General features: G+C 47.4%; 19 protein-coding genes. 10 read left to right on the forward strand and 9 right to left on the reverse strand.

Translation table 11 applies throughout. The features are described from left to right. Positions 1-133 precede the first annotated feature (133 nt). Complete coding sequence (locus ACFQ45_RS02030) at positions 134-808, forward strand: cytochrome b/b6 domain-containing protein (RefSeq protein WP_377364806.1); 675 nt, start codon at positions 134-136, stop codon at positions 806-808. Positions 809-840: 32 nt separating this feature from the next. Here ACFQ45_RS02030 and ACFQ45_RS02035 read toward each other — a convergent pair whose 3' ends face one another. Next, positions 841-1,266 (reverse strand): YebG family protein, encoded by a 426-nt coding sequence (locus tag ACFQ45_RS02035; RefSeq protein ID WP_377364808.1) that lies wholly within the window; start codon positions 1,264-1,266, stop codon positions 841-843. A 126-nt stretch (positions 1,267-1,392) separates the two neighbouring features. Here ACFQ45_RS02035 and ACFQ45_RS02040 point away from each other — a divergent pair, with 126 nt between their 5' ends. From ACFQ45_RS02040 to ACFQ45_RS02060, 5 genes are all read left to right on the forward strand, one after another. Then, a complete protein-coding gene (locus tag ACFQ45_RS02040) occupies positions 1,393-2,268 on the forward strand; it encodes a mechanosensitive ion channel family protein (protein WP_377364810.1) in 876 nt (291 codons plus the stop codon). Next, positions 2,261-2,842, forward strand: a complete 582-nt coding sequence (locus tag ACFQ45_RS02045; protein ID WP_377364812.1) for a DUF1439 domain-containing protein — start codon at positions 2,261-2,263, stop codon at positions 2,840-2,842. Before ACFQ45_RS02040 ends, ACFQ45_RS02045 begins: the two co-directional genes overlap by 8 nt. Before the next feature lie 57 nt (positions 2,843-2,899). Then, positions 2,900-3,379 carry an FKBP-type peptidyl-prolyl cis-trans isomerase gene (locus ACFQ45_RS02050; protein WP_377364814.1) on the forward strand — a complete coding sequence of 160 codons (480 nt, stop codon included), beginning with the start codon at positions 2,900-2,902 and terminating at the stop codon, positions 3,377-3,379. A gap of 277 nt (positions 3,380-3,656) precedes the next feature. Beyond that, complete coding sequence (locus ACFQ45_RS02055) at positions 3,657-4,025, forward strand: hypothetical protein (protein ID WP_377364816.1); 369 nt, start codon at positions 3,657-3,659, stop codon at positions 4,023-4,025. Beyond that, positions 4,022-5,398 (forward strand): class II fumarate hydratase, encoded by a 1,377-nt coding sequence (locus ACFQ45_RS02060; RefSeq protein ID WP_377364818.1) that lies wholly within the window; start codon positions 4,022-4,024, stop codon positions 5,396-5,398. The genes ACFQ45_RS02055 and ACFQ45_RS02060 overlap by 4 nt, the downstream gene beginning before the upstream one ends. A gap of 54 nt (positions 5,399-5,452) precedes the next feature. Here ACFQ45_RS02060 and ACFQ45_RS02065 read toward each other — a convergent pair whose 3' ends face one another. Beyond that, positions 5,453-6,148: an aspartate/glutamate racemase family protein gene (locus tag ACFQ45_RS02065; RefSeq protein ID WP_377364820.1), complete on the reverse strand. Its 696-nt coding sequence runs from the start codon at positions 6,146-6,148 to the stop codon at positions 5,453-5,455. Between the two features lie 272 nt (positions 6,149-6,420). On the opposite strand from ACFQ45_RS02065, the gene katG reads away from it, so the two are divergent. Beyond that, the gene (gene katG, locus ACFQ45_RS02070) at positions 6,421-8,598 is read left to right on the forward strand and encodes a catalase/peroxidase HPI (RefSeq protein WP_377364822.1); all 2,178 of its coding nucleotides are present in this window, start codon (positions 6,421-6,423) and stop codon (positions 8,596-8,598) included. A gap of 66 nt (positions 8,599-8,664) precedes the next feature. Here katG and ACFQ45_RS02075 read toward each other — a convergent pair whose 3' ends face one another. The 3 genes from ACFQ45_RS02075 to ACFQ45_RS02085 form a co-directional block, all read right to left on the reverse strand. After that, positions 8,665-8,934 carry a DUF3820 family protein gene (locus ACFQ45_RS02075; RefSeq protein WP_377364824.1) on the reverse strand — a complete coding sequence of 90 codons (270 nt, stop codon included), beginning with the start codon at positions 8,932-8,934 and terminating at the stop codon, positions 8,665-8,667. Positions 8,935-9,071: 137 nt separating this feature from the next. Then, complete coding sequence (locus tag ACFQ45_RS02080) at positions 9,072-10,460, reverse strand: L-cystine transporter (protein WP_377364826.1); 1,389 nt, start codon at positions 10,458-10,460, stop codon at positions 9,072-9,074. A 307-nt stretch (positions 10,461-10,767) separates the two neighbouring features. Further along, entirely contained in the window at positions 10,768-11,679 is a 912-nt protein-coding gene (locus ACFQ45_RS02085; RefSeq protein WP_377364828.1) for a LysR family transcriptional regulator, read from the reverse strand. A 133-nt stretch (positions 11,680-11,812) separates the two neighbouring features. On the opposite strand from ACFQ45_RS02085, the gene ACFQ45_RS02090 reads away from it, so the two are divergent. After that, a complete protein-coding gene (locus tag ACFQ45_RS02090; protein WP_377365075.1) occupies positions 11,813-12,928 on the forward strand; it encodes an S-(hydroxymethyl)glutathione dehydrogenase/class III alcohol dehydrogenase in 1,116 nt (371 codons plus the stop codon). 66 nt (positions 12,929-12,994) lie between these two features. Continuing rightward, complete coding sequence (gene fghA, locus ACFQ45_RS02095; RefSeq protein ID WP_377364830.1) at positions 12,995-13,828, forward strand: S-formylglutathione hydrolase; 834 nt, start codon at positions 12,995-12,997, stop codon at positions 13,826-13,828. Positions 13,829-13,886: 58 nt separating this feature from the next. Here the strand turns inward: fghA and ACFQ45_RS02100 are convergent, their stop codons facing one another. Next, on the reverse strand, positions 13,887-15,509 hold the full coding sequence (locus ACFQ45_RS02100) for a methyl-accepting chemotaxis protein (RefSeq protein ID WP_377364832.1): 1,623 nt from the start codon (positions 15,507-15,509) through the stop codon (positions 13,887-13,889). 147 nt (positions 15,510-15,656) lie between these two features. Between ACFQ45_RS02100 and ACFQ45_RS02105 the strand changes: the two genes are divergently transcribed. After that, on the forward strand, positions 15,657-16,490 hold the full coding sequence (locus ACFQ45_RS02105) for an SDR family NAD(P)-dependent oxidoreductase (RefSeq protein WP_377364834.1): 834 nt from the start codon (positions 15,657-15,659) through the stop codon (positions 16,488-16,490). Here ACFQ45_RS02105 and ACFQ45_RS02110 read toward each other — a convergent pair. From ACFQ45_RS02110 to ACFQ45_RS02120, 3 genes are all read right to left on the reverse strand, one after another. After that, on the reverse strand, positions 16,487-17,476 hold the full coding sequence (locus ACFQ45_RS02110; RefSeq protein WP_377364836.1) for an alpha/beta hydrolase: 990 nt from the start codon (positions 17,474-17,476) through the stop codon (positions 16,487-16,489). The genes ACFQ45_RS02105 and ACFQ45_RS02110 overlap by 4 nt on opposite strands. Before the next feature lie 23 nt (positions 17,477-17,499). Next, complete coding sequence (locus tag ACFQ45_RS02115) at positions 17,500-17,787, reverse strand: HlyU family transcriptional regulator (protein ID WP_377364838.1); 288 nt, start codon at positions 17,785-17,787, stop codon at positions 17,500-17,502. 77 nt (positions 17,788-17,864) lie between these two features. After that, positions 17,865-19,055, reverse strand: coding sequence for an MFS transporter (locus ACFQ45_RS02120; protein WP_377364840.1), 1,191 nt, complete (start codon positions 19,053-19,055; stop codon positions 17,865-17,867). Positions 19,056-19,147 lie beyond the last annotated feature (92 nt).

A 19,147-nucleotide genomic window follows, 5' to 3' on the forward strand; every position in this document is an offset into this window, starting at 1 on the left:
ATGCTCACTTAGTGTGAAAGTGGCATGGTGACATTCTGTCGTTAGATTAACTTTTTGTAATGTTGGATATAAATGGAAACTGTACTGTCAGTATAGCTAATCAAGTTCAACTGTGAGGAGCGGATAAGGAAATATGAAAAAAGTATTAGTTTGGGATTGGCCCGTTCGAGTGATGCATTGGTTGATGGCGATCCTGTTTTCGGGATTGATCATTACAGGAAATATTAACGCCGATGTTATGGATTGGCACTTTTATATGGGATATGGGCTCTCTGCCGTGATAGTGGCGCGGGTGTTATATGGGTTGGTCGGGTCTAGGTTTGCACGCTTTACTCAGTTTATTTACCACCCAATAGACACTTTTAAGTATCTTAAAACGCTGCTAACGGGCAGAGGTAAGCATTATTTAGGTCATAACCCTGTTGGCGGGTTAATGGTAATAGCGCTTTTGATCGCAATGACGATTCAGTGGCTAACGGGCTTGTTTAACAGTGATGAAGTGTTTTGGTTTGGCCCTTTCTATAACTGGGGGACCGACTATATCTGGGAAATGTCTGCCAGTTTGCACCGCCAATTGCCTGATGTGTTATTGATCTTAATTGCTTTACACATCTTAGCGGTGTTGTACCACGAGGTCCGGTTTAAGGAGCGCCTTATCGGGAGCATGATTCATGGTAAAAAGCCCATCCAGAACTCAGCAGAGCACCAGCAAGAGGAAGGCGAAGCTCGTACCCCAAGAGTTGGGGTAATTATCTCCCTGTTACTTTCACTTGCGTGGTTAGCTTGGCTCTGGTCTATCCCGTTTTAAAACCTTTTTAGGGATGAAAGCGATGCGCCTAGTTAGGCTGCATCGCTTTGGTTGTAGGTTTCATCGTTATCAAAACCCTCTGATGTGACCTCATCATCGTTGTAATCAACGGAGCTGTCTTCCTCTTCATAATAGGAGTCCGCATCGGGTTCAATGACTAGATCCTCTAGCAAGGGAGCGGTGGGCTTGGTGTTATTGGTCGCCTTGGTTGTTTTTTTGGCTGCAGGCTTTCGCTTACTTCCAAGGGCTACCAGCACGTCATCTTTGTTTTCTGCCAAAAACATAGCAAGCTTCCCAAGAGTTTGTTCATCTTCAAGGGTCTTACTATCACGAAGTAGCTCTTCGAGACTTTCTGCTGTCTCAAGCAGCTTGTCGTATTGGTCGGCTTCAGCTTTGGAAGAGAAGGTCATTTTTTCAACACCATTGCGTTCTACAATATATTTGATCATTACAGGCATATCGAGCACCTCACTTAAAATACTGTATAAATATACAGCTATAAAAATTCACTTGTCCAGTATTTTGTTGGCTAATTGGCATGAGGTTGGTAAAGTTTGCGCCAGATTTAAAAGGCTGGGAGAGCTATGTCTTCGTTTGATTTTTCGCAAATTGATTTGTCGTTTTTAACTGAAAATTTTGAGTACCTTGGCACTGTTATTTGGGTCATTTTGGTGGTCGTCATTCGCCGCTATAGCAAGCACGCCTTGCGTAACAACGCCAAAATAGACGTTGACCGTAAGCGCCGTCGGCTGAATACCGTCGATAATGTCTTCAACTTGGTGTTGGTCATTGGTCTGATATTGATCTGGGCCACTGAACTGCAGAATATCGCCATTTCCATTGCGGCTTTTATGGTGGCTTTGGTGATTGCTACCAAGGAGTTCATTTCTTGTATTGTCGGGGCGCTGTTTAAGGCAAGTACACGCCCTTATCAGGTAGGGGATTGGGTTCGGATTGGCAGCTTTGAAGGGGAAGTGACGGACAGTGATTGGTTGTCAACGACCCTTTTTGAAGTGGACTTTCGTGGAGGGAGTTATGCTTACACTGGCCGCACAACGGTCGTTCCTAACAGCCAGTTGCTGACTCATTCGGTGCAAAACTTAAACTACATGCGTCGTTATGTTGAGCATACATTTTCGATTTCTAGACAGACAGATGAAGTCAATTTGTTTGAAATAAAAGAGCCTATTTTGGCAAAGATTCGCGAGTACAGTGAGCATTTTCATGAAGTCGCGATTCGTTACAACAGCTTGATTGAAAAGCGGCTGGACGTAAAGATAGCGGGACCTGAGCCAAGGGTTCGTATTAAAACAACCCCTGAAGGATTTAATATTTTCAGTGTTTCTCTTTTCTGTCCAACCCAAGAGGCTGTTGAAATAGAGCAAAAAGTCACCGAGGACTTTATGCGTATTTGGTTTGATAAAAAGCGTCAGGCAGTAGGAGGCGCAAATAATGATTAAAAAACTCATGCTCGGTTTAGGTCTTATCACTTCCGTCTTCCTAACGGGGTGTACGGATATGAGCATTACCGAGGAAGAGCTTAACCAAGAGATTGCGACCCGTTTAGAACAGGAGCAACCGGACGTTATTCAACTGACTCTAAATGATTCGACCCTAAATTTGGACTTGTTGGTAAAAAGCGCGGATGTGGATCTCACGGAACGTGATGGTGGTTTGGTATTAGTGGACATGAAAACCGACATTCGCGGTACTTTAACGGCGTTTGGCCGTGAAATGACCATGAAAACAGAACTGGATCCATCCTTTGAATCGGGTTTGCGTATCGAGGAAGATAGGGTGTATTTGGTTGGTCCAAAGTTAACCAGTATTACGGTACAAGGCTCTAATTTTGGTGATCAAGTATTGCGATCTTATCTGGGCTCTTTACATGATGAGTTTGAGGCAGCCATTGCCCGTTACTTTAATGAACACCCTGTCTATGTATTAAATCACTCGACTGTTGAAAAAGCGGCGGCAAAATTCGTGAAAGACATTGTCATTACTGAGGACAGTATCGAGTTTATGATTTTTTAGGCGACAAATTTGAGAATCACGTTAGAATAGCGCCAAATTTTTTAATGAGGAAACACCATGTCGATTGCTGACAATACGGTAGTGCAATTTCACTACACTCTCCGTGAAGGGGAAACCCTAATTGAAACGTCTGCTGGAAATGATCCACTGGCGTATCTTCATGGCCATGGCAACATCATTCCAGGTCTAGAGAAGGCAATGGAAGGTAAGTCTGCTGGTGATGAGTTTGATGTGACTGTGGCACCAGCGGATGCCTACGGTGAGCGTCATGAAGACCGTACCCAGCAAATGCCTATCAAACACCTTCAAGGTGCTAAACGTTGGAAGCCAGGCATGATTGCCACGGTTCAAACAGATCAAGGTCTACGTCAAGTGACTATCTTAAAGGCTGGTCTGAAACACGCGACTGTGGATCTTAACCACCCACTGGCTGGTAAAGAGCTGACTTTCTCAGTACAAGTGCTTGAAACCCGCGAAGCGACGGACGATGAAATCGCCCACGGTCACGCTCACGGTATCGGTGGTCATCACCACTAATGCTCAGGCGCCTTATCGCTTTTGTTTGGTAAGGCGCTTGCTCTCTATGCAATCCTCTCTTCTCTACTTTTCTGATTTTTTACTCTTCTGAGTCGTTGGCATTATTTGGCTGCTTTCGGCATTTACCCCGAATTTTGATGCTTCTTGCGCAATGTTTGAATCACAAACCTCTACCTTTTTATGATCTAGATTAAATCTAGGCAAAACCCATGCTTGACAGATCTGTGGCTTAGTGTTTAATTGATAATTGTTATCATTTGCATTTTGGAGTCACACTATGACGCATCAAATTGTTCCGTTTTCTGTCATTGAGCAAGTCATTAAGCGTGGACAAAGCGCTGACTCGCCCCAAGTCTTGTATCACTACCTAGAAACCAGTGAGCAGTACGCGGAGCAGTTAGGGATTGCAGACGCTTATGGGATGCACCGTCGCGTATATCAAGTACTGCTTGAGACCGTATGTGACAGCGAGATTCCATGGCATTGGCGGGAGCTGTGTTTGGATATGATTCATCGACCTCTGCGCCAACTACAGCGGTTTGTTATCACTGATCAAGATGCCAAAGAATACTATTGTTTAGAGCATGAGTTGCGAACGTTGAGCCACTACTTTTTAGTGGGTGAAAAAACGAGGAGTATCCAATGAAGACTCGCATAGAAAAAGACAGCATGGGGCCTCTTGAAGTCCCTGAAAACGCCCTATACGGCGCCCAAACCCAGCGTGCCATTAACAACTTCCCCATTAGTGGCGAAAGTATGCCTGAGTCCTTTATCAAGGCTTTGATTCAACTGAAAGCGGCCGCTGCGAAAGCAAACTTGGAATTAGAGTGTATTACGCCAGAAATAGCGGGGGCCATCGAGAATGCCTGTGGTGAGTTACTGGAAGATCCAAAATTGATGGAGCATTTTCCGGTAGACGTTTACCAAACGGGCTCAGGCACTAGCTCTAACATGAATGCCAACGAAGTGATTGCCACCATTGCTTCCCGCGCATCGAATGAAAAAATCGGCCCCAACGATCATGTGAACTTTGGTCAAAGCAGTAACGACATTATCCCGAGTGCCATTCATGCCAGCGCCTCTATTGAATTAGCGAAGCGTTTGTTACCTGCGGTGGAGCATTTAAAAACGACGATTACCCTCAAAGGTGAGTCACTCAAAGAATTCACCAAGACCGGTCGCACCCATTTAATGGATGCTATGCCAGTGCGAATGGACCAAACCTTCCATGGCTGGGCCGCGCAACTACAAGACAACATCGACAACCTTAAGTTTGCTCTAACCAAAACCACTAAGCTTGCCCAGGGGGGAACTGCTGTCGGCACAGGCATCAACGCGCACCCAGACTTTTCTCGATTGGTCGCCCAAGAACTGTCCAAAATTACCAGCGTTGAATTTCAGCCAGGGGACAACTTCTTTGCCTTGATCGGCTCCCAAGACACCATAGTGGCCTTGTCTGGTGCCTTAAAAGCCACCGCAGTCACTTACATGAAAATCGCCAATGACTTACGTTGGATGAACTCTGGTCCCCTTGCTGGGCTTGGGGAAATCACCCTTGAGGCGCTACAGCCTGGGTCGTCTATCATGCCGGGTAAAGTGAATCCTGTGATCCCTGAGGCCACTGCTATGGTAGCGGCACAGGTGATAGGCAACGATGCTGCCATCACCATTGGTGGTCAGTCTGGTAACTTTGAGCTTAATGTGATGTTGCCGATGATTGCGAGCAACGTGTTAAACAGTATCAAGCTGCTGACAAATAGCGCTCATCTATTGGCTAACAAGGCCATTGATACCCTAGAAGTGAATCCTGATAAGCTCAATGAAGCGTTAGATCGTAACCCTATATTAGTGACGGCTCTGAATCCCATCATTGGTTACGAGAAAGCAGCGGAAATCGCTAAAAAAGCTTACAAGGAAGGTCGCCCTATTATTGATGTGGCGGCAGATGAAACAGACCTAAGTCGTGAAGAATTGGCCCAGCATCTCAATCCAGCCAAACTGACTCAAGGTGGTCTGTAACTAGGATTGTGAAATAGCTAACTGAGCAAGACTTGCTCTTGCTCAGTCTGCACTTCATTCATCCAGAGCAAAGGTAACAGCAGCCTCCGCATGAATCTTTGTCGTATCAAATAACGGAATGTCTGTGTGCTGAGGCTGCACCAGCAAGGTAATTTCAGTACATCCTTCGATAATGCATTGCGCCCCTTGGGACCTCATCTTCTCCAATATGTTTAAGAATTGCTGGCGGGAGCTGTCCTTCACATGTCCTTGGCACAACTCTTCAAAGATCACCCTGTGAATCAGTGCGCGATCTTCCTGTTCAGGTATCACCACATCTAAGCCATAGTTTTCTTGTAAACGCTTAATGTAAAAGTCTTCTTCCATAGAGAATTGGGTGCCTATAAAACCTACCTTGGTGTGCCCCGCCTGTTGAACCACTCTACCTGTGGCGTCGGCGATATGGATAAAAGGCACAGAAATATGAGGCTCAATATCCGGCAGTACTTTGTGCATGGTGTTGGTGGCGATGAGGATAGCCTCTGCGCCGGCGGCTTCTAGTCCCTTGGCTTCGGCCAATAATAGGCTTCCTGCTTGCTCCCAGTCACCAGATTTCTGCATGGCTGCAATGTCTGCAAAGTTCACGCTGCTCAGAAGCAACTTGGCAGAATGCAATCCCCCAAGTCGTTCACGCACGCCTTGGTTTATAAGAGTGTAATAGAGGGAGGTGGACTCCCAACTCATGCCACCTAAAATGCCGACTTTCTTCATAAATAATGTCTCCTTTTAGGGGTTCAGATTAGTGTCTCAGTACTCATCTATAAAGATACAGACCCGTGCAAAATTCATAGGATCTGTATGGATTGATCTAATAAGACCTGATCTTTCGTAACGAATTAGACGCATCTCTGGTCTATGTTTGTTACTGGGGAAAAGAAAATCTATTTCCTCATTAGGATATATTTATTAGAAGTGTATGTTAGATAGCTATATAACTATGGATAGGAATTAAGCCAGACAGACTCAAACAAAGAGGAATCATCATGTCTAACGAAAGCAAATGCCCATTTCATCAGGCACAGTCTCAAGGCACAACAAACCGTGACTGGTGGCCGAACCTTTTAAACCTGAACATTCTGCATCAGCACTCTCCAAAGTCCAATCCAATGGGAGAGGGCTTTGACTACGCAGCGGAATTCAACTCCTTAGATCTAAACGCTGTACGCGACGATCTAATGAAGTTAATGACAGACTCTCAAGAATGGTGGCCTGCAGACTACGGTCATTACGGTCCACTGTTTATTCGTATGGCGTGGCACAGTGCCGGTACGTACCGTACTGCTGACGGTCGTGGTGGTTCCTCTGCTGGTACTCAGCGTTTTGCACCATTAAACAGCTGGCCAGATAACGTCAGCTTGGATAAGGCCCGTCGTTTATTGTGGCCAATCAAGCAAAAATACGGTCGCAAAATTTCTTGGGCAGATCTAATGATCCTAACAGGTAACTGTGCTCTTGAGTCCATGGGATTAAAAACCTTTGGTTTTGCCGGTGGCCGTGAAGATCTATGGGCACCAGAAGAAGACGTTTACTGGGGTAAAGAAAAAGAGTGGTTAGATGACCAACGCTATGCTGGGGATCGTGAACTGGAAAATCCTTTGGCAGCGGTTCAGATGGGTTTGATCTACGTAAACCCTGAAGGCCCGAATGGTAAACCTGATCCATTGCAATCTGCCCGTGACATTCGTGACACCTTTGGTCGTATGGCCATGAACGATGAAGAAACAGTTGCCCTAATCGCAGGTGGTCACACCTTTGGTAAAGCCCACGGTAATGGCGATGCCAGCAAACTAGGGGAAGACCCAGAAGCAGCAGGCTTAGCGTCACAGGGCTTTGGTTGGCACAACCCGCAAGGAACTGGCAGCGGTGCAGACACCATCACCAGTGGTTTAGAAGGTGCCTGGACACCACAGCCGACCCAGTGGGACATGGGCTACTTTGATATGCTGTTTGGCTACGATTGGGAATTGACTAAGAGCCCAGCGGGCGCTTGGCAATGGACACCAAAAGACGGTCAGGGTAAAGATCTAGTGCCTGATGCACACGATAAGACAAAACGTCATGCTCCTATGATGTTTACCTCTGACATTGCATTACGTGAAGATCCAATTTACCTAGAGATTTCTCAGCGTTTCCATAACAACCCTGAAGAATTTGCGGACGCTTTTTCCCGCGCTTGGTTTAAATTGACTCACCGTGACATGGGACCTACTAGCCGCTACCTAGGGCCATTGGTACCAAAAGAAGAATTGCTGTGGCAAGACCCAATTCCAGCTGTTCAATATGAGTTGGTGTCTGAGCAAGATGTAGAAGACCTAAAAGCCAAAGTACTTGCGTCAGGTGTGAGCATTTCTGACCTAGTGAGCGTTGCTTGGGCTGCTGCCTCTACTTTCCGTGGTTCTGATATGCGTGGTGGTGTGAACGGTGCACGTATTCGTTTGGCCCCTCAAAAAGATTGGGACGTTAACGAACCAGAGAAACTAGCAAAAGTATTGGCCGTATTGGGTGGTATCCAAGCCCAATTCAACGAAAGCCACACTGACAAACAGATATCTCTTGCTGACTTGATCGTGATTGCCGGTAACGCAGCGGTTGAAGAAGCAGCTCGACAAGCGGGTGAGACCGTTAAAGTGCCTTTCACTCCAGGCCGTGCGGATGCCAGCCAAGAGCAAACGGATGTTGAGTCATTTGATGTGCTTGAGCCGGAAGCAGACGGTTTCCGTAACTACTTGCTGAAGACCTTCACAATCTCAGCAGAAGAAATGCTAGTGGATCGTGCTCAATTGTTGACCTTGTCAGCACCAGAGATGACCGTGCTAGTCGGTGGTCTACGTGCACTGAATGCGAACTACGAGCAAAGCTCTGAAGGCGTATTGACGGCTCGCCCTGGCGTTCTGACAAACGATTTCTTCGTTAACTTGCTAGACATGAGCACGGTTTGGAATCCAAAAGACGATCAAGAAAGCACCTTCGAAGGCCGTGATCGTAAGACAGGTAAGATTAAATGGACCGGTAGCCGAGTGGACTTGGTGTTTGGTTCTAACTCAATCTTGCGTGCCATTGCCGAGGTATACGGCTGTGAAGACGGTAAAGAACGCTTCACTGCAGACTTTGTAAAAGCCTGGACGAAAGTCATGGAGCTTGATCGCTTCGACGTGAAATAACTTCGATTGTTGGAAGCGTTACCAACAAAACAAACCGCTGCCTAGCTACTCTAGGTAGCGGTTTTTTTATGGTAAATCATCAAAGCTAATACGCTTTTTTACGGGTTTATCTGCCTCAGACGTTGGCAGTTTGAGTGGCTCGACAACCTTCTCTAAACCGTTAATCTTTACTTCTAAAGCGAGCTGTAACCAGCGTCCTAGCTTACCTTCTGGCCAACCTTTATGGTTAAACCACAGCAAATACTCTTCGGGTAAATCAATGATCAAACGGCCTTCGTATTTCCCAAAGGGCATGGTTTGACGGGCGATATGGAGTAGGTCTTCTTTTTCGATCATGACATGAGCCTAATGCTAAATTCGCCCAGCATGGTAACAAGACTTAATAGGCTTGGGTACGGATTATTAAAGAGAAGCCCCTTGAGTAGATAGGATACTCAAGGGGCTATCGTCAGTAGGTAGACTACAAAGAGGGATTAGCTGGCTTTTACTTCAGCGCCAGCTTGGTCGTCATTAAAGGTTTCTGTATCGGTGTGGCCTAACCATTTCGACGTAATGGTACCGGAGGTCATCGCACCGTTTACGTTGATGGCTGTTCGGCCCATATCGATCAAGGGTTCGATAGAAATCAATAGACCCGCGAGGGCGACAGGCATGTCCAATGCAGATAGAACGATCAAAGCCGCAAACGTGGCGCCGCCACCAATACCTGCAATACCAAAGGAGCTAATCGTCACGATAGCAACCAGTGACAAGATAAAAGAAGGGTCCAGAGGGTTAATACCAATCGTTGGCGCGATCATGACGGCCAACATAGCAGGGTATAGGCCAGCACAACCGTTTTGCCCCATGGTGGCACCGAAGGAGGCAGAGAAGTTGGCTTCCCCGTCACCATTCCCAAGACTCTTAGTTTGAGTCTCAATGTTCAGCGGGATGGTGCCAGCGCTGGAGCGGGACGTGAAGGCGAATAACAGAACGGGAGCGACCTTCTTCAAGTAACGTACCGGTGAAATGCCATTAACCGCCAACAATACTAGGTGCAGTACTAAAATCAGCGTCAAGCCCACATAGGACGCCACGACAAAGTTCAGCAAGGTCAAAATATCTGACACGTTCGAGCCAGCCACTACCTTGGTCATTAATGCAAGGATACCGTATGGGGTTAGGCTAAGTACCATACGCACTAGGGTGCGCACGATAGATTGAGCCACATCCACAAAGCGTTCAAAGCTAGCGCCAATGTCCGGTTGCGCTTTGGCCACAGAGACGCCAGCGATACCGATAAAGGCGGCAAAAATCACCACAGCGATAGTAGACGTTGGACGGCTACCGGCCAAATCTGCAAACGGATTCCCAGGGAAAAATGAACGAATCATGTCCGCAAAGGAGACATTTTCCAGACCCTCTAGGCGCACTTGTAGTGCTTCACCACGGGCCATTTCCCGTGCACCTTGTACGATGCCATCGGCAGATAAGCCAAATAGGTTGCTGACAAAGATACCGATCAAGGCAGACACCGCGGTGGTTGCCAGTAAGATACCGATGACGGAGCCGGACATCTTACCAAGGGAGCCTGTGTCCTTTACTTTGACAATCGCACCAATGATGGAAACCAAAATCAGTGGCATGATGATCATCTTCAAGAGGCTGACATAGCCTGAGCCAACAATGTTCACATAATCCAATGTGGTGGCAATGGTATCGCTACCCACACCGTACAATAACTGCAAGGCGGCACCGAACAATACGCCTAAACCAAGACCGGTGAAGACGCGAGTGGAAAGGGACTTTTGGGCTTTATGCTGTCGCACTAGTAGAACTAGCAATACCGCAAAAGCGACCAAGTTTAAAATGGGGTACAACATAGAGTTACCTTTAACAGATGAATGCTACCAAGGATGTTTTAATGATCAAAAGACAGGGTGGTAGCGGGAAAACGGCGCCATCCTAACAAAATCTTGACTAAATGGATAAGATCTAAAAAAGCACATTTATAGTGCCAATAGTAATAAGAGGCGTGCTCCCACTGGCCCTTAAGCCGTAACCCTCTATGCCAGCCCCCGAGGGGCTTGAGTTGCGGCGTTTACTAGCGTTTAGCGGGTTCAGTGAAGAGGGTTTTTGTGAGCTTTATGTGCGCAAAGGTTCCCTAAAGTTTGCGCACTTTAACCAGGCTTAAAGCAGAGTTTGTGTCTTCCATTGGGCAAAAATGTCTTCCTTTTCAAAACGCTCAATTAAAAAGTCACACACAGATTTGAGTTTAGGAGAGGGTTGTTGTGAGCGTGGGTAGATGAGCCAAACTCCGGTGTAGGGGTATTGGTATTGTGGCAGCAATGCAACGAGCCTCCCTGATGCCAGATCATCTCGCACGTAATAGTCTGGCAACTGGGCAATCCCGAGTCCTTTGCGAACGGCATCCAACAGGGCTGGCCCTGAGTTACTGCGCCAGTTAGTGGCGACCTTAATTTCCTTACGTTGGCCACTTTGTTGGAATACCCAGTGGGTTTTAGAGCCAGTTAGACAGCGGTGACGATTAAGCTCTGATAAGGTATGGGGCACACCAAATTGATCCACATATTCCCGTGACGCACAGAGAAACTCTGCTCGATTGCAAAGCCTTCGAGACAATAGGCTTGAATCCCGTAAAGCTCCCATACGGACGGCTAGGTCATATCCTTCTTCGATTAAATCCACTTCCCGGTTGGTCAAATGTAGGTCTAAGTCGACCTGGGGATTGTCGATTAAAAAGTCATTGAGAAGGGGGGCAAGATAACGCTCACCAAAGGTGGTGGCGCAGGTAATCCTTAGGGTGCCCATTGGAGCTTGATTCAGTGCGGCGACCGCTTCTTCGGCGCTGGCGAGGGTGTTGGGTAAGTCACGACAATGTTGATAAAAGCGCTCACCTGCTTCGCTTAGACGAATGCTGCGTGTAGTTCGAAACAGCAAGGTTGTATTCAGACGCGCCTCGAGATGAGAAATAAGACGACTTATATGCGAAGCGGAGACATTTAGGCGGCTCGCAGCTTTAGAGAAATTACCTTGGCGGACAACTTCCACAAAGGCTTCCATGGCTTCCCATTGTTTCATTATATTTCTACCAATCTGTTTATTGTTGCTGTATGGCAACAATGATTTGTTAAAACGAGGATTATCGCAATAGTTTTTTACGTCTACACTTACATTCATTAATCGATCCATGAAATAAACGGAGTTCGCAATGTTGAAATGTAAAGCGGCGGTGGCTTGGGGCCCTGGTCAACCACTTAAAATCGAAGAAGTTGAAGTTCAAGACCCGCAAGCGGGTGAAGTCCGTGTTCGTATGGTGGCCACAGGCGTATGTCATACCGATGCATTCACCCTGTCTGGGGATGATCCAGAAGGTATCTTTCCTGCAATCCTAGGTCATGAAGGTGCAGGTATCGTTGAGTCTGTGGGCGCAGGCGTTACAACACTTAAGCCGGGTGATCATGTTATCCCTCTTTACACGGCGGAGTGTGGCGAATGTAAATTCTGTAAGTCTGGCAAAACTAACCTATGTCAGGCCGTTCGTGCGACGCAAGGTAAAGGTTTGATGCCTGATGGCACTAGCCGTTTCAGCATCAATGGCGAGCCAATCTTCCACTACATGGGTTGTTCTACCTTCTCTGAGTACAGCGTTGTTCCAGAAATTTCACTGGCTAAAGTGAACGAAGAAGCGGCCATGGACAAAATCTGTCTACTTGGCTGTGGTGTCACAACCGGTATTGGTGCAGTACTGAACACTGCAAAAGTGGAAGCTGGCGCTACCGTTGCGGTCTTTGGTCTAGGCGGTATTGGTCTATCTTGTATTCAAGGTGCGCGTATTGCTGGCGCGGGTCGTATCATTGCCATCGACCTAAACGAATCTAAATTTGAAATGGCTGAGCAGTTCGGTGCCACAGACTTTGTTAATCCGGCTAAATTTGATAAGCCAATCCAAGAAGTCATCGTTGAGATGACGGATGGTGGTGTGGATTACTCATTTGAGTGTATCGGTAACGTTAATGTGATGCGTGCAGCCCTTGAGTGCTGTCACAAAGGTTGGGGTGAGTCGATCATCATTGGTGTAGCGGGTGCTGGCCAAGAAATCTCTACTCGTCCATTCCAGTTGGTAACGGGACGCGTATGGCGTGGTTCTGCATTCGGTGGCGTTAAAGGTCGTACCGAGTTGCCAGGCTATGTTGAAGATTACATGAGTGGCAAGATCGAAATCGATCCGTTTGTGACTCACAAAATGAAATTAGAAGACATCAACGAAGCTTTCCACCTCATGCACGAAGGTGAAAGTATCCGTACTGTCATTGAGTTTGATGCATAAGTAAGTCATTTGTCGTTAAAAGCCCATCTCTAGGATGGGCTTTTTTTACTGACCAAAGAGGCCTATATGGAACTTTTATCAAGTACTAAAGTAAGCGGTGGTTGGCTGAAGCGCTACCGCCATGAAAGCTTGTCTGTTAAAGGCGATATGGTGTTTGCGATTTTTCTGCCGCCACAGGCAGAAAGCATTAAGGTGCCAGTGCTTTATTGGCTATCGGGTTTGACCTGTACCGACGAAAACTTTTCCCAGAAAGCAGGGGCGTTTAACAAGGCCGCTGAGCTTGGTTTGGCGATCGTTATGCCAGACACGAGTCCACGTGGTACGGACTACCCTGGTGAACACGAGAGCTATGACTTCGGGTCGGGAGCAGGTTTTTACCTGAATGCTACGGTGGAGCCTTATGGGCATACCTACAACATGTACGATTACGTGGTACAAGAGCTGCCAACCTTAGTAGAAGAGCATTTTCCAATTTCGGATAAACGTTCTATCTCGGGCCATTCTATGGGCGGCCATGGTGCCCTGATTTGTGCTTTGAAGAACCCTGGTCGCTACCAGTCCGTGTCAGCCTTTGCGCCAATCACGAACCCAACTCAATGCCCTTGGGGTGAAAAAGCCTTCACCGGCTACTTGGGAGAGAATCGTGAAACATGGAAAGCGTGGGATGCGTGCGAGTTAATCGCAACCGCTGAAGAGCGTTTGCCATTGTTGGTGGATCAAGGTGAAGCAGACGGCTTCCTTGAAGAGCAGCTGAAACCTGAAGCCTTGGAGCAAGCCTGTGCAAAAGCAGGGCATGAAGTGACCCTTCGCCGCCAATCTGGCTACGACCATAGTTACTACTTCATTTCGAGCTTTATTGCGGATCATTTAGAGCATCATGCGGCGGCATTAACCTCCTAAAGAGGGATATGACGTTCCCAAATGTAACAAGCGGGCCCATCATAGGCCCGCTTTTTTGTTATGCAAAACGAAACTGGTTAATTTGGTTTCTAAGGGATAGTGCCATGTTGGCAATCATGTCTGATCCTTGAGCAACCTGCTCTGATTCTTGCAGTACGCGCTCAGAGACATTTTTTATGCCTAGCAAGTTTGAGTTGATCTCTTCTGCTACTTGACCCTGTTGCTCCGCGGCAGAGGCAATCTGAGTGGATCTGTCGGATACGTCGTCCACTTGGCTTAACATCTGTTCAAGGTTATCTGCGGCGTTTTTCATGCGCAGTGCCCCTTGTTCTGCTTGTTCGGTGCTGGTTGCCATGGATACGGACGCCTCTGCAGATTGCGCTTGCAGTTTCTCGATAATGGATTTGATTTCCACGGTGGAACTTTGGGTACGGCTGGCTAGGGAGCGTACTTCATCGGCCACCACAGCAAACCCGCGCCCCATTTCACCTGCTCGTGCGGCCTCAATAGCGGCATTGAGCGCTAATAAATTGGTTTGTTCAGAGATATCGCCAATGACCCCAAGCACTGAGTCGATTTCTTTGGTCTGAGACAGTAGCTCAACAATGACCTGATTGGCCCCTTCCACATGGTGAGTGAGGGTCTGGATGTTGTAATTGGTCTCTTTTAGGTCCGTAGAAGAACTGCGAGTGGCGTTTTGTACAACGACAGTCGCATCGGCTGTGTTTTTGGCATTGGTGGCTACGTCACGGATCGAATAAGACATTTCGTTCATGGCTGCTGCGAGTTTTTCCACCTCGCGGAATTGAGTGTCCATACCGGCTTTCGTTTCGCTCGTATTGGCATGCATCTGGGTGGAGACGGCTTGCAGCTCATCGATGGCTTGGGCGACTTGGCTTAATGTGTGTCCCAACGAGCTGGACACTTGATTCGCGGATTTAGCTAAAATGCCTAATTCGTCCTGTCGATTAAGGGTTAGAGATTGGGTCATGTCTCCGGTAGCGATGGTTTCTAAGTGTTGAGTCACTTGAGCCAGTGGTCTTACAATGCTGCGTACCACAAAGCTGCTAATCACTAGGGCAAGCAACACTAATATTGTTTCAATGGCCGCTGAGCGTTTTACGTCAGCCCAAAATAGCGTTTTCACATCTGTGTAGAAAACACCAGAGCCGACAATCCATCCCCATTTCTCGAAACCTTTTACAAAGGATACCTTGTCTTCTGGCTGATCGACTTGAGGCCCTTTGTAAGCGTATTCCACGAACCCTTCACCCTGCTGTTTGACCACATTCACCATTGCCTGCCAATGGAACTGACCGTTCGCATCGGTGGCATTGGTCAGGTCTTTGCCGTTAAGCTGGGGTTTGAGAGGATGCATGACCAGCTTTTGTTGATAGTCGTTGATCCAAAAATAGTTGTTATCGCCATAGCGTAATGCACTTATGGCAGCACTGGCCTGTGCTTTTGCCTCAGCTTCGCCCAATTCATCGCTTTGGCTTTCGTAATAGGCAATTAGGGAGTAGGCGTTTTCGACTTGCTCTTGAACTTGCGCCTTTCGCGTTTGTAGCAGTTCCTTGTATAGACTGATGTAGGCGGTCGCTTCAAAAGCGACAAGTAGCGCAACCAGTAGGCCGATAATACTCCATAGCTTGGTGCTAACACGGACGTTTGCAAGTTTCATAAGCACTCCTTTAATTTGATAAGCGGAGCTTATGGCTACTGGACGAAAAATGTTCTGATATAGATCAAGCTTCTGGGACAATAGTGTTTCAGTTTGTTAATGGAACGTGTGGATAACAGGAATGAACGTGGAGCTAAGTAACCGTATATGAAATATTCCGTTTTGATTACAGGGTGCAGCAGTGGTATTGGGTTAGAAGCGGCTCGAATGCTGCAACAAAAGAATTATATGGTGATTGCCAGCTGCCGTAAGCAAGAAGACGTTGCCCGCCTTAAAGCGGAGGGGTTTAAACATGTGGTGCAGCTGGATCTTGCCGACTCTGCTTCCATTGAAACAGGTTTGGCAGAGACTTTAGAGATTACCGGAGGGGAGCTGTTTGCACTGTTTAACAACGGCGCCTATGGTCAGCCCGGCGCGGTAGAGGATCTTCCGGTTGAGGTATTGCGGGAGCAATTTGAAATCAACTTCTTTGGCACCCATGACCTCACTCGGCGGGTGGTAAAAATCATGTTGGCCCAAGGTTATGGACGCATCGTGCATAACAGTTCTGTGTTGGGGTTGGTGGCGGCCCCGTTTCGCGGTGCTTACAACGCCAGTAAATTCGCTTTAGAAGGGCTGACGGATACCATGCGTTTAGAGCTGCGTGATACGCCTATCCAGGTGTCTTTGATTGAGCCCGGCCCCATTACCAGTCGTTTCAGAGCCAATGCATTGAAAGCATTGCAAGCCAATATTGATATGATGGCCAGTCGACATCAGCAAGGTTATCAAGAGGCGATTGAGCGTTTGAGTAAAGAAGGGCCAGCAGGTAAAGGGACACTGCCCGCCAGTGCTGTGGTTGATAAGTTGCTGCATGCTCTGGAATCCAGCTCCCCCAAGCCCCGTTATTACGTTACCTGGCCCACTTATGCAGCGGGCATTATGAAGCGCTTGTTGCCTACTCGGTTACTGGACAAAATCATGGCAGGACAGGGCAGCTAATCTTTAAACGCCCTGTTTATCAGCCAATGATCTAGCTGCTCAAGATAGTCATCGCGAACGTTTTTAGGCGATAAGAAAAGGTCATGAAATCCGCCTTTGATACTGCGTAACTGCAAGTTGGCAAAGGTGGATTGTGCCGCTTGCTTCATGCTTTCTACATCCAGCACTCCGTCACCTTGACGTGTGTAGTCAAGGTCCTCAGATTTAAGGGTGCTGCACGCAGAATGACACAATAAGGTTGGGGTTTCGATCTGTTGTTTATGAAGGTTCCTTTGCGCGAGGATGATTTGCTTTAGCCAATGGAAGGATAGGGGGAACCCTTGAGCTGGTTTCCAATCCAAACGATAGTCCCATTCACCCGCAAAAGAGCGGTGTAATGTTTTGGCATAGGTGCTGATTTTTTGAGCGCGCAATGAATGAAACGGCAGCAGCGAGACTGCTAGCCAAATGGGCCAGCTCAGTCGTTTTAATACTTTGGGTGGAAAAGGCAGGGCCAAAAATGGGCTGTTTAAGATGAGCCCCTTGATCGCAGGGAAGGGTAAATTGCGCTCTTGAGTCATGTCGAATTCTTTTGCTAAGAAACTTGAGGCAATCAAGCCGCCGGTAGAGTGTGCCATGATGACCACTTCAGAGACGCCCTTATTGGCCATTTCTGCCAACGCTATGGTGATGTCATCGTGGTATTGCTCCATGCTCTCACACCAATTAGGAGGCGTGTTTGGGCGGATAGAGCGCCCGTACCCTTGTAAATCCAAAGCAAAGAAACGCTTGCCTTGTGCTGCCACATGCTCCGCCAAATCATGCTGAAAAAAATAATCCGTGTAACCATGCAAATACAGTATGGCTTGATGGCTGTCAGGATTTTTCAAATGCTCAATCAGAGTTGTTACTACGGACGTAGCAGGCCCTTTAAAGCGATAGGTATGGGCGACAAATAAAGGCCCTAAATGATCGTCTCTGGAGTGCTCAAGTTGCCATTGAAGCATGGGCAGTTTTATTTCCTTCAGACTTAGAAGATTTGATCGCCCATCTGGTCGATGGTTAATTTCGCTTTACGAATGGTAAGTTCGACACATTCGTCTTTGTTAGCCACTAAGTCAGAGCGGATAAAGTGATGTGTTTTGACATCCTCTCCCGCTCCTTTGGTGATTTGAGCACATACTCGGTATTGGCCTTGGTCTGACTGCGGTGTTGGCAGTATGGTGAAGCCATTGTATTCAATGGGATCTGCTGCAGGCGTAGAAGCAGAGCTAGGGGAGCCAGAAAAGATTTTCGATAGGCTTGAGAAAATACCCATAAATGAAGTCCTAACAATTATATGAATGTTGGACTTCATTGTCGGGGATTTTGCGACAGAGTCAAATATCTTTGAAACTAGGCAAGAGGGGGAGTCTTTTCAACCACGATCACAGCACGCTTGCGACTGGACATTAAAGTAAACATGGCGAAAAAGATTGCAGGGATCATCAGCAAGTTCAATACTTCCCAGCCAAAGATCGACTGCCAATAGCCTGCCAGAATGCTTGCAGTGGCTGCGCAGCTGAACACGATCAGGTCGTTTAGGCCTTGGACTCGTGCTTTGTCTTCTGGGCGGTAGGTCTTAGTTAATAAGGTTGTGGCACCGATAAAGGTAAAGTTCCATCCCACTCCAAGCAACACTAATGCGCTAAAGAAATGCCAATAGGTCTCTCCTAGTTGGTTCAGTAGGACACAGCCCAATAACAGTATGCAGCCTAATTGAATAATGCTGTAAGCGCCGTAGCGCACGATCAAACGTCCAGTAATAAAGGAAGGTAAAAACATTCCTAAAACGTGCCATTGAATCACGGTGGCGGTGCTGCCAAAGTCAAAACCGCAGGCCTGCATCGCAAGAGGGGTGGCCGTCATGACCAATACCATAACCCCATAACCGATTGAACCCGCCACAATGGCGCTCATTAATGAAGGTTGACGTAATAGTGCCATATAAGGTCGTGGCGTGCCTTCTAATTCGGCTTTGGTAGGAGGGTTAAGGGGTAAGCAGGCCACCAGCACAGTATTGAACGCGTATAACACGATCAAAGCGGCAAATGCGCCCAGGTAACGAGTTTCTTCTGACCAGTTTTCAAACCAAATAGCCATATTGGGGCCCAAAACTGCAGCCACTACACCCGCTCCCATAATTAAGCTGATGGCTTGAGGGGCTTTCGCTTTAGGGGCGTTCTCAGTGGCAGCGAATCGATACTGCTGACCGATCCCTATGGCCATACCAAGTAAGAAGGTCGCACAGCAAAACAACATGAAATTGCCTTGTTCCACCCCCATATACGCCATTAGCGCACCACTGACACCGATAATATTACCCGCTAGAAAGCCCTTTTTTCGGCCCAGCCATGCCATGAATAGGGCCGCCGGTAGGGTGACGCCCATTAAACCTAAAAACTGTAGTGCGACAGGTAAAGTGGCCATGGCAAAAGTCGGGGCCAAACTTTGACCAATAAGCGCTGTCACAGATACAAGTAAGATGTTCCCTGTTACGAGCAGTGCTTGCCCAAGAGCCAAACCCCAAACGGTGATGCCGAGCATTGGATGTTCCTTTTTGGCTAAAATAGAAAGAGTGCTTTAGATCAGAAAATGAGCACGCATTGAGTAAATAGAAATTTAACATGAGTAGGAGT

It is taken from the genome of Rhodanobacter aciditrophus (assembly GCF_042679525.1).
GTDB classification, from domain to species: Bacteria; Pseudomonadota; Gammaproteobacteria; order Pseudomonadales; family Marinomonadaceae; genus Marinomonas; species Marinomonas aciditrophus.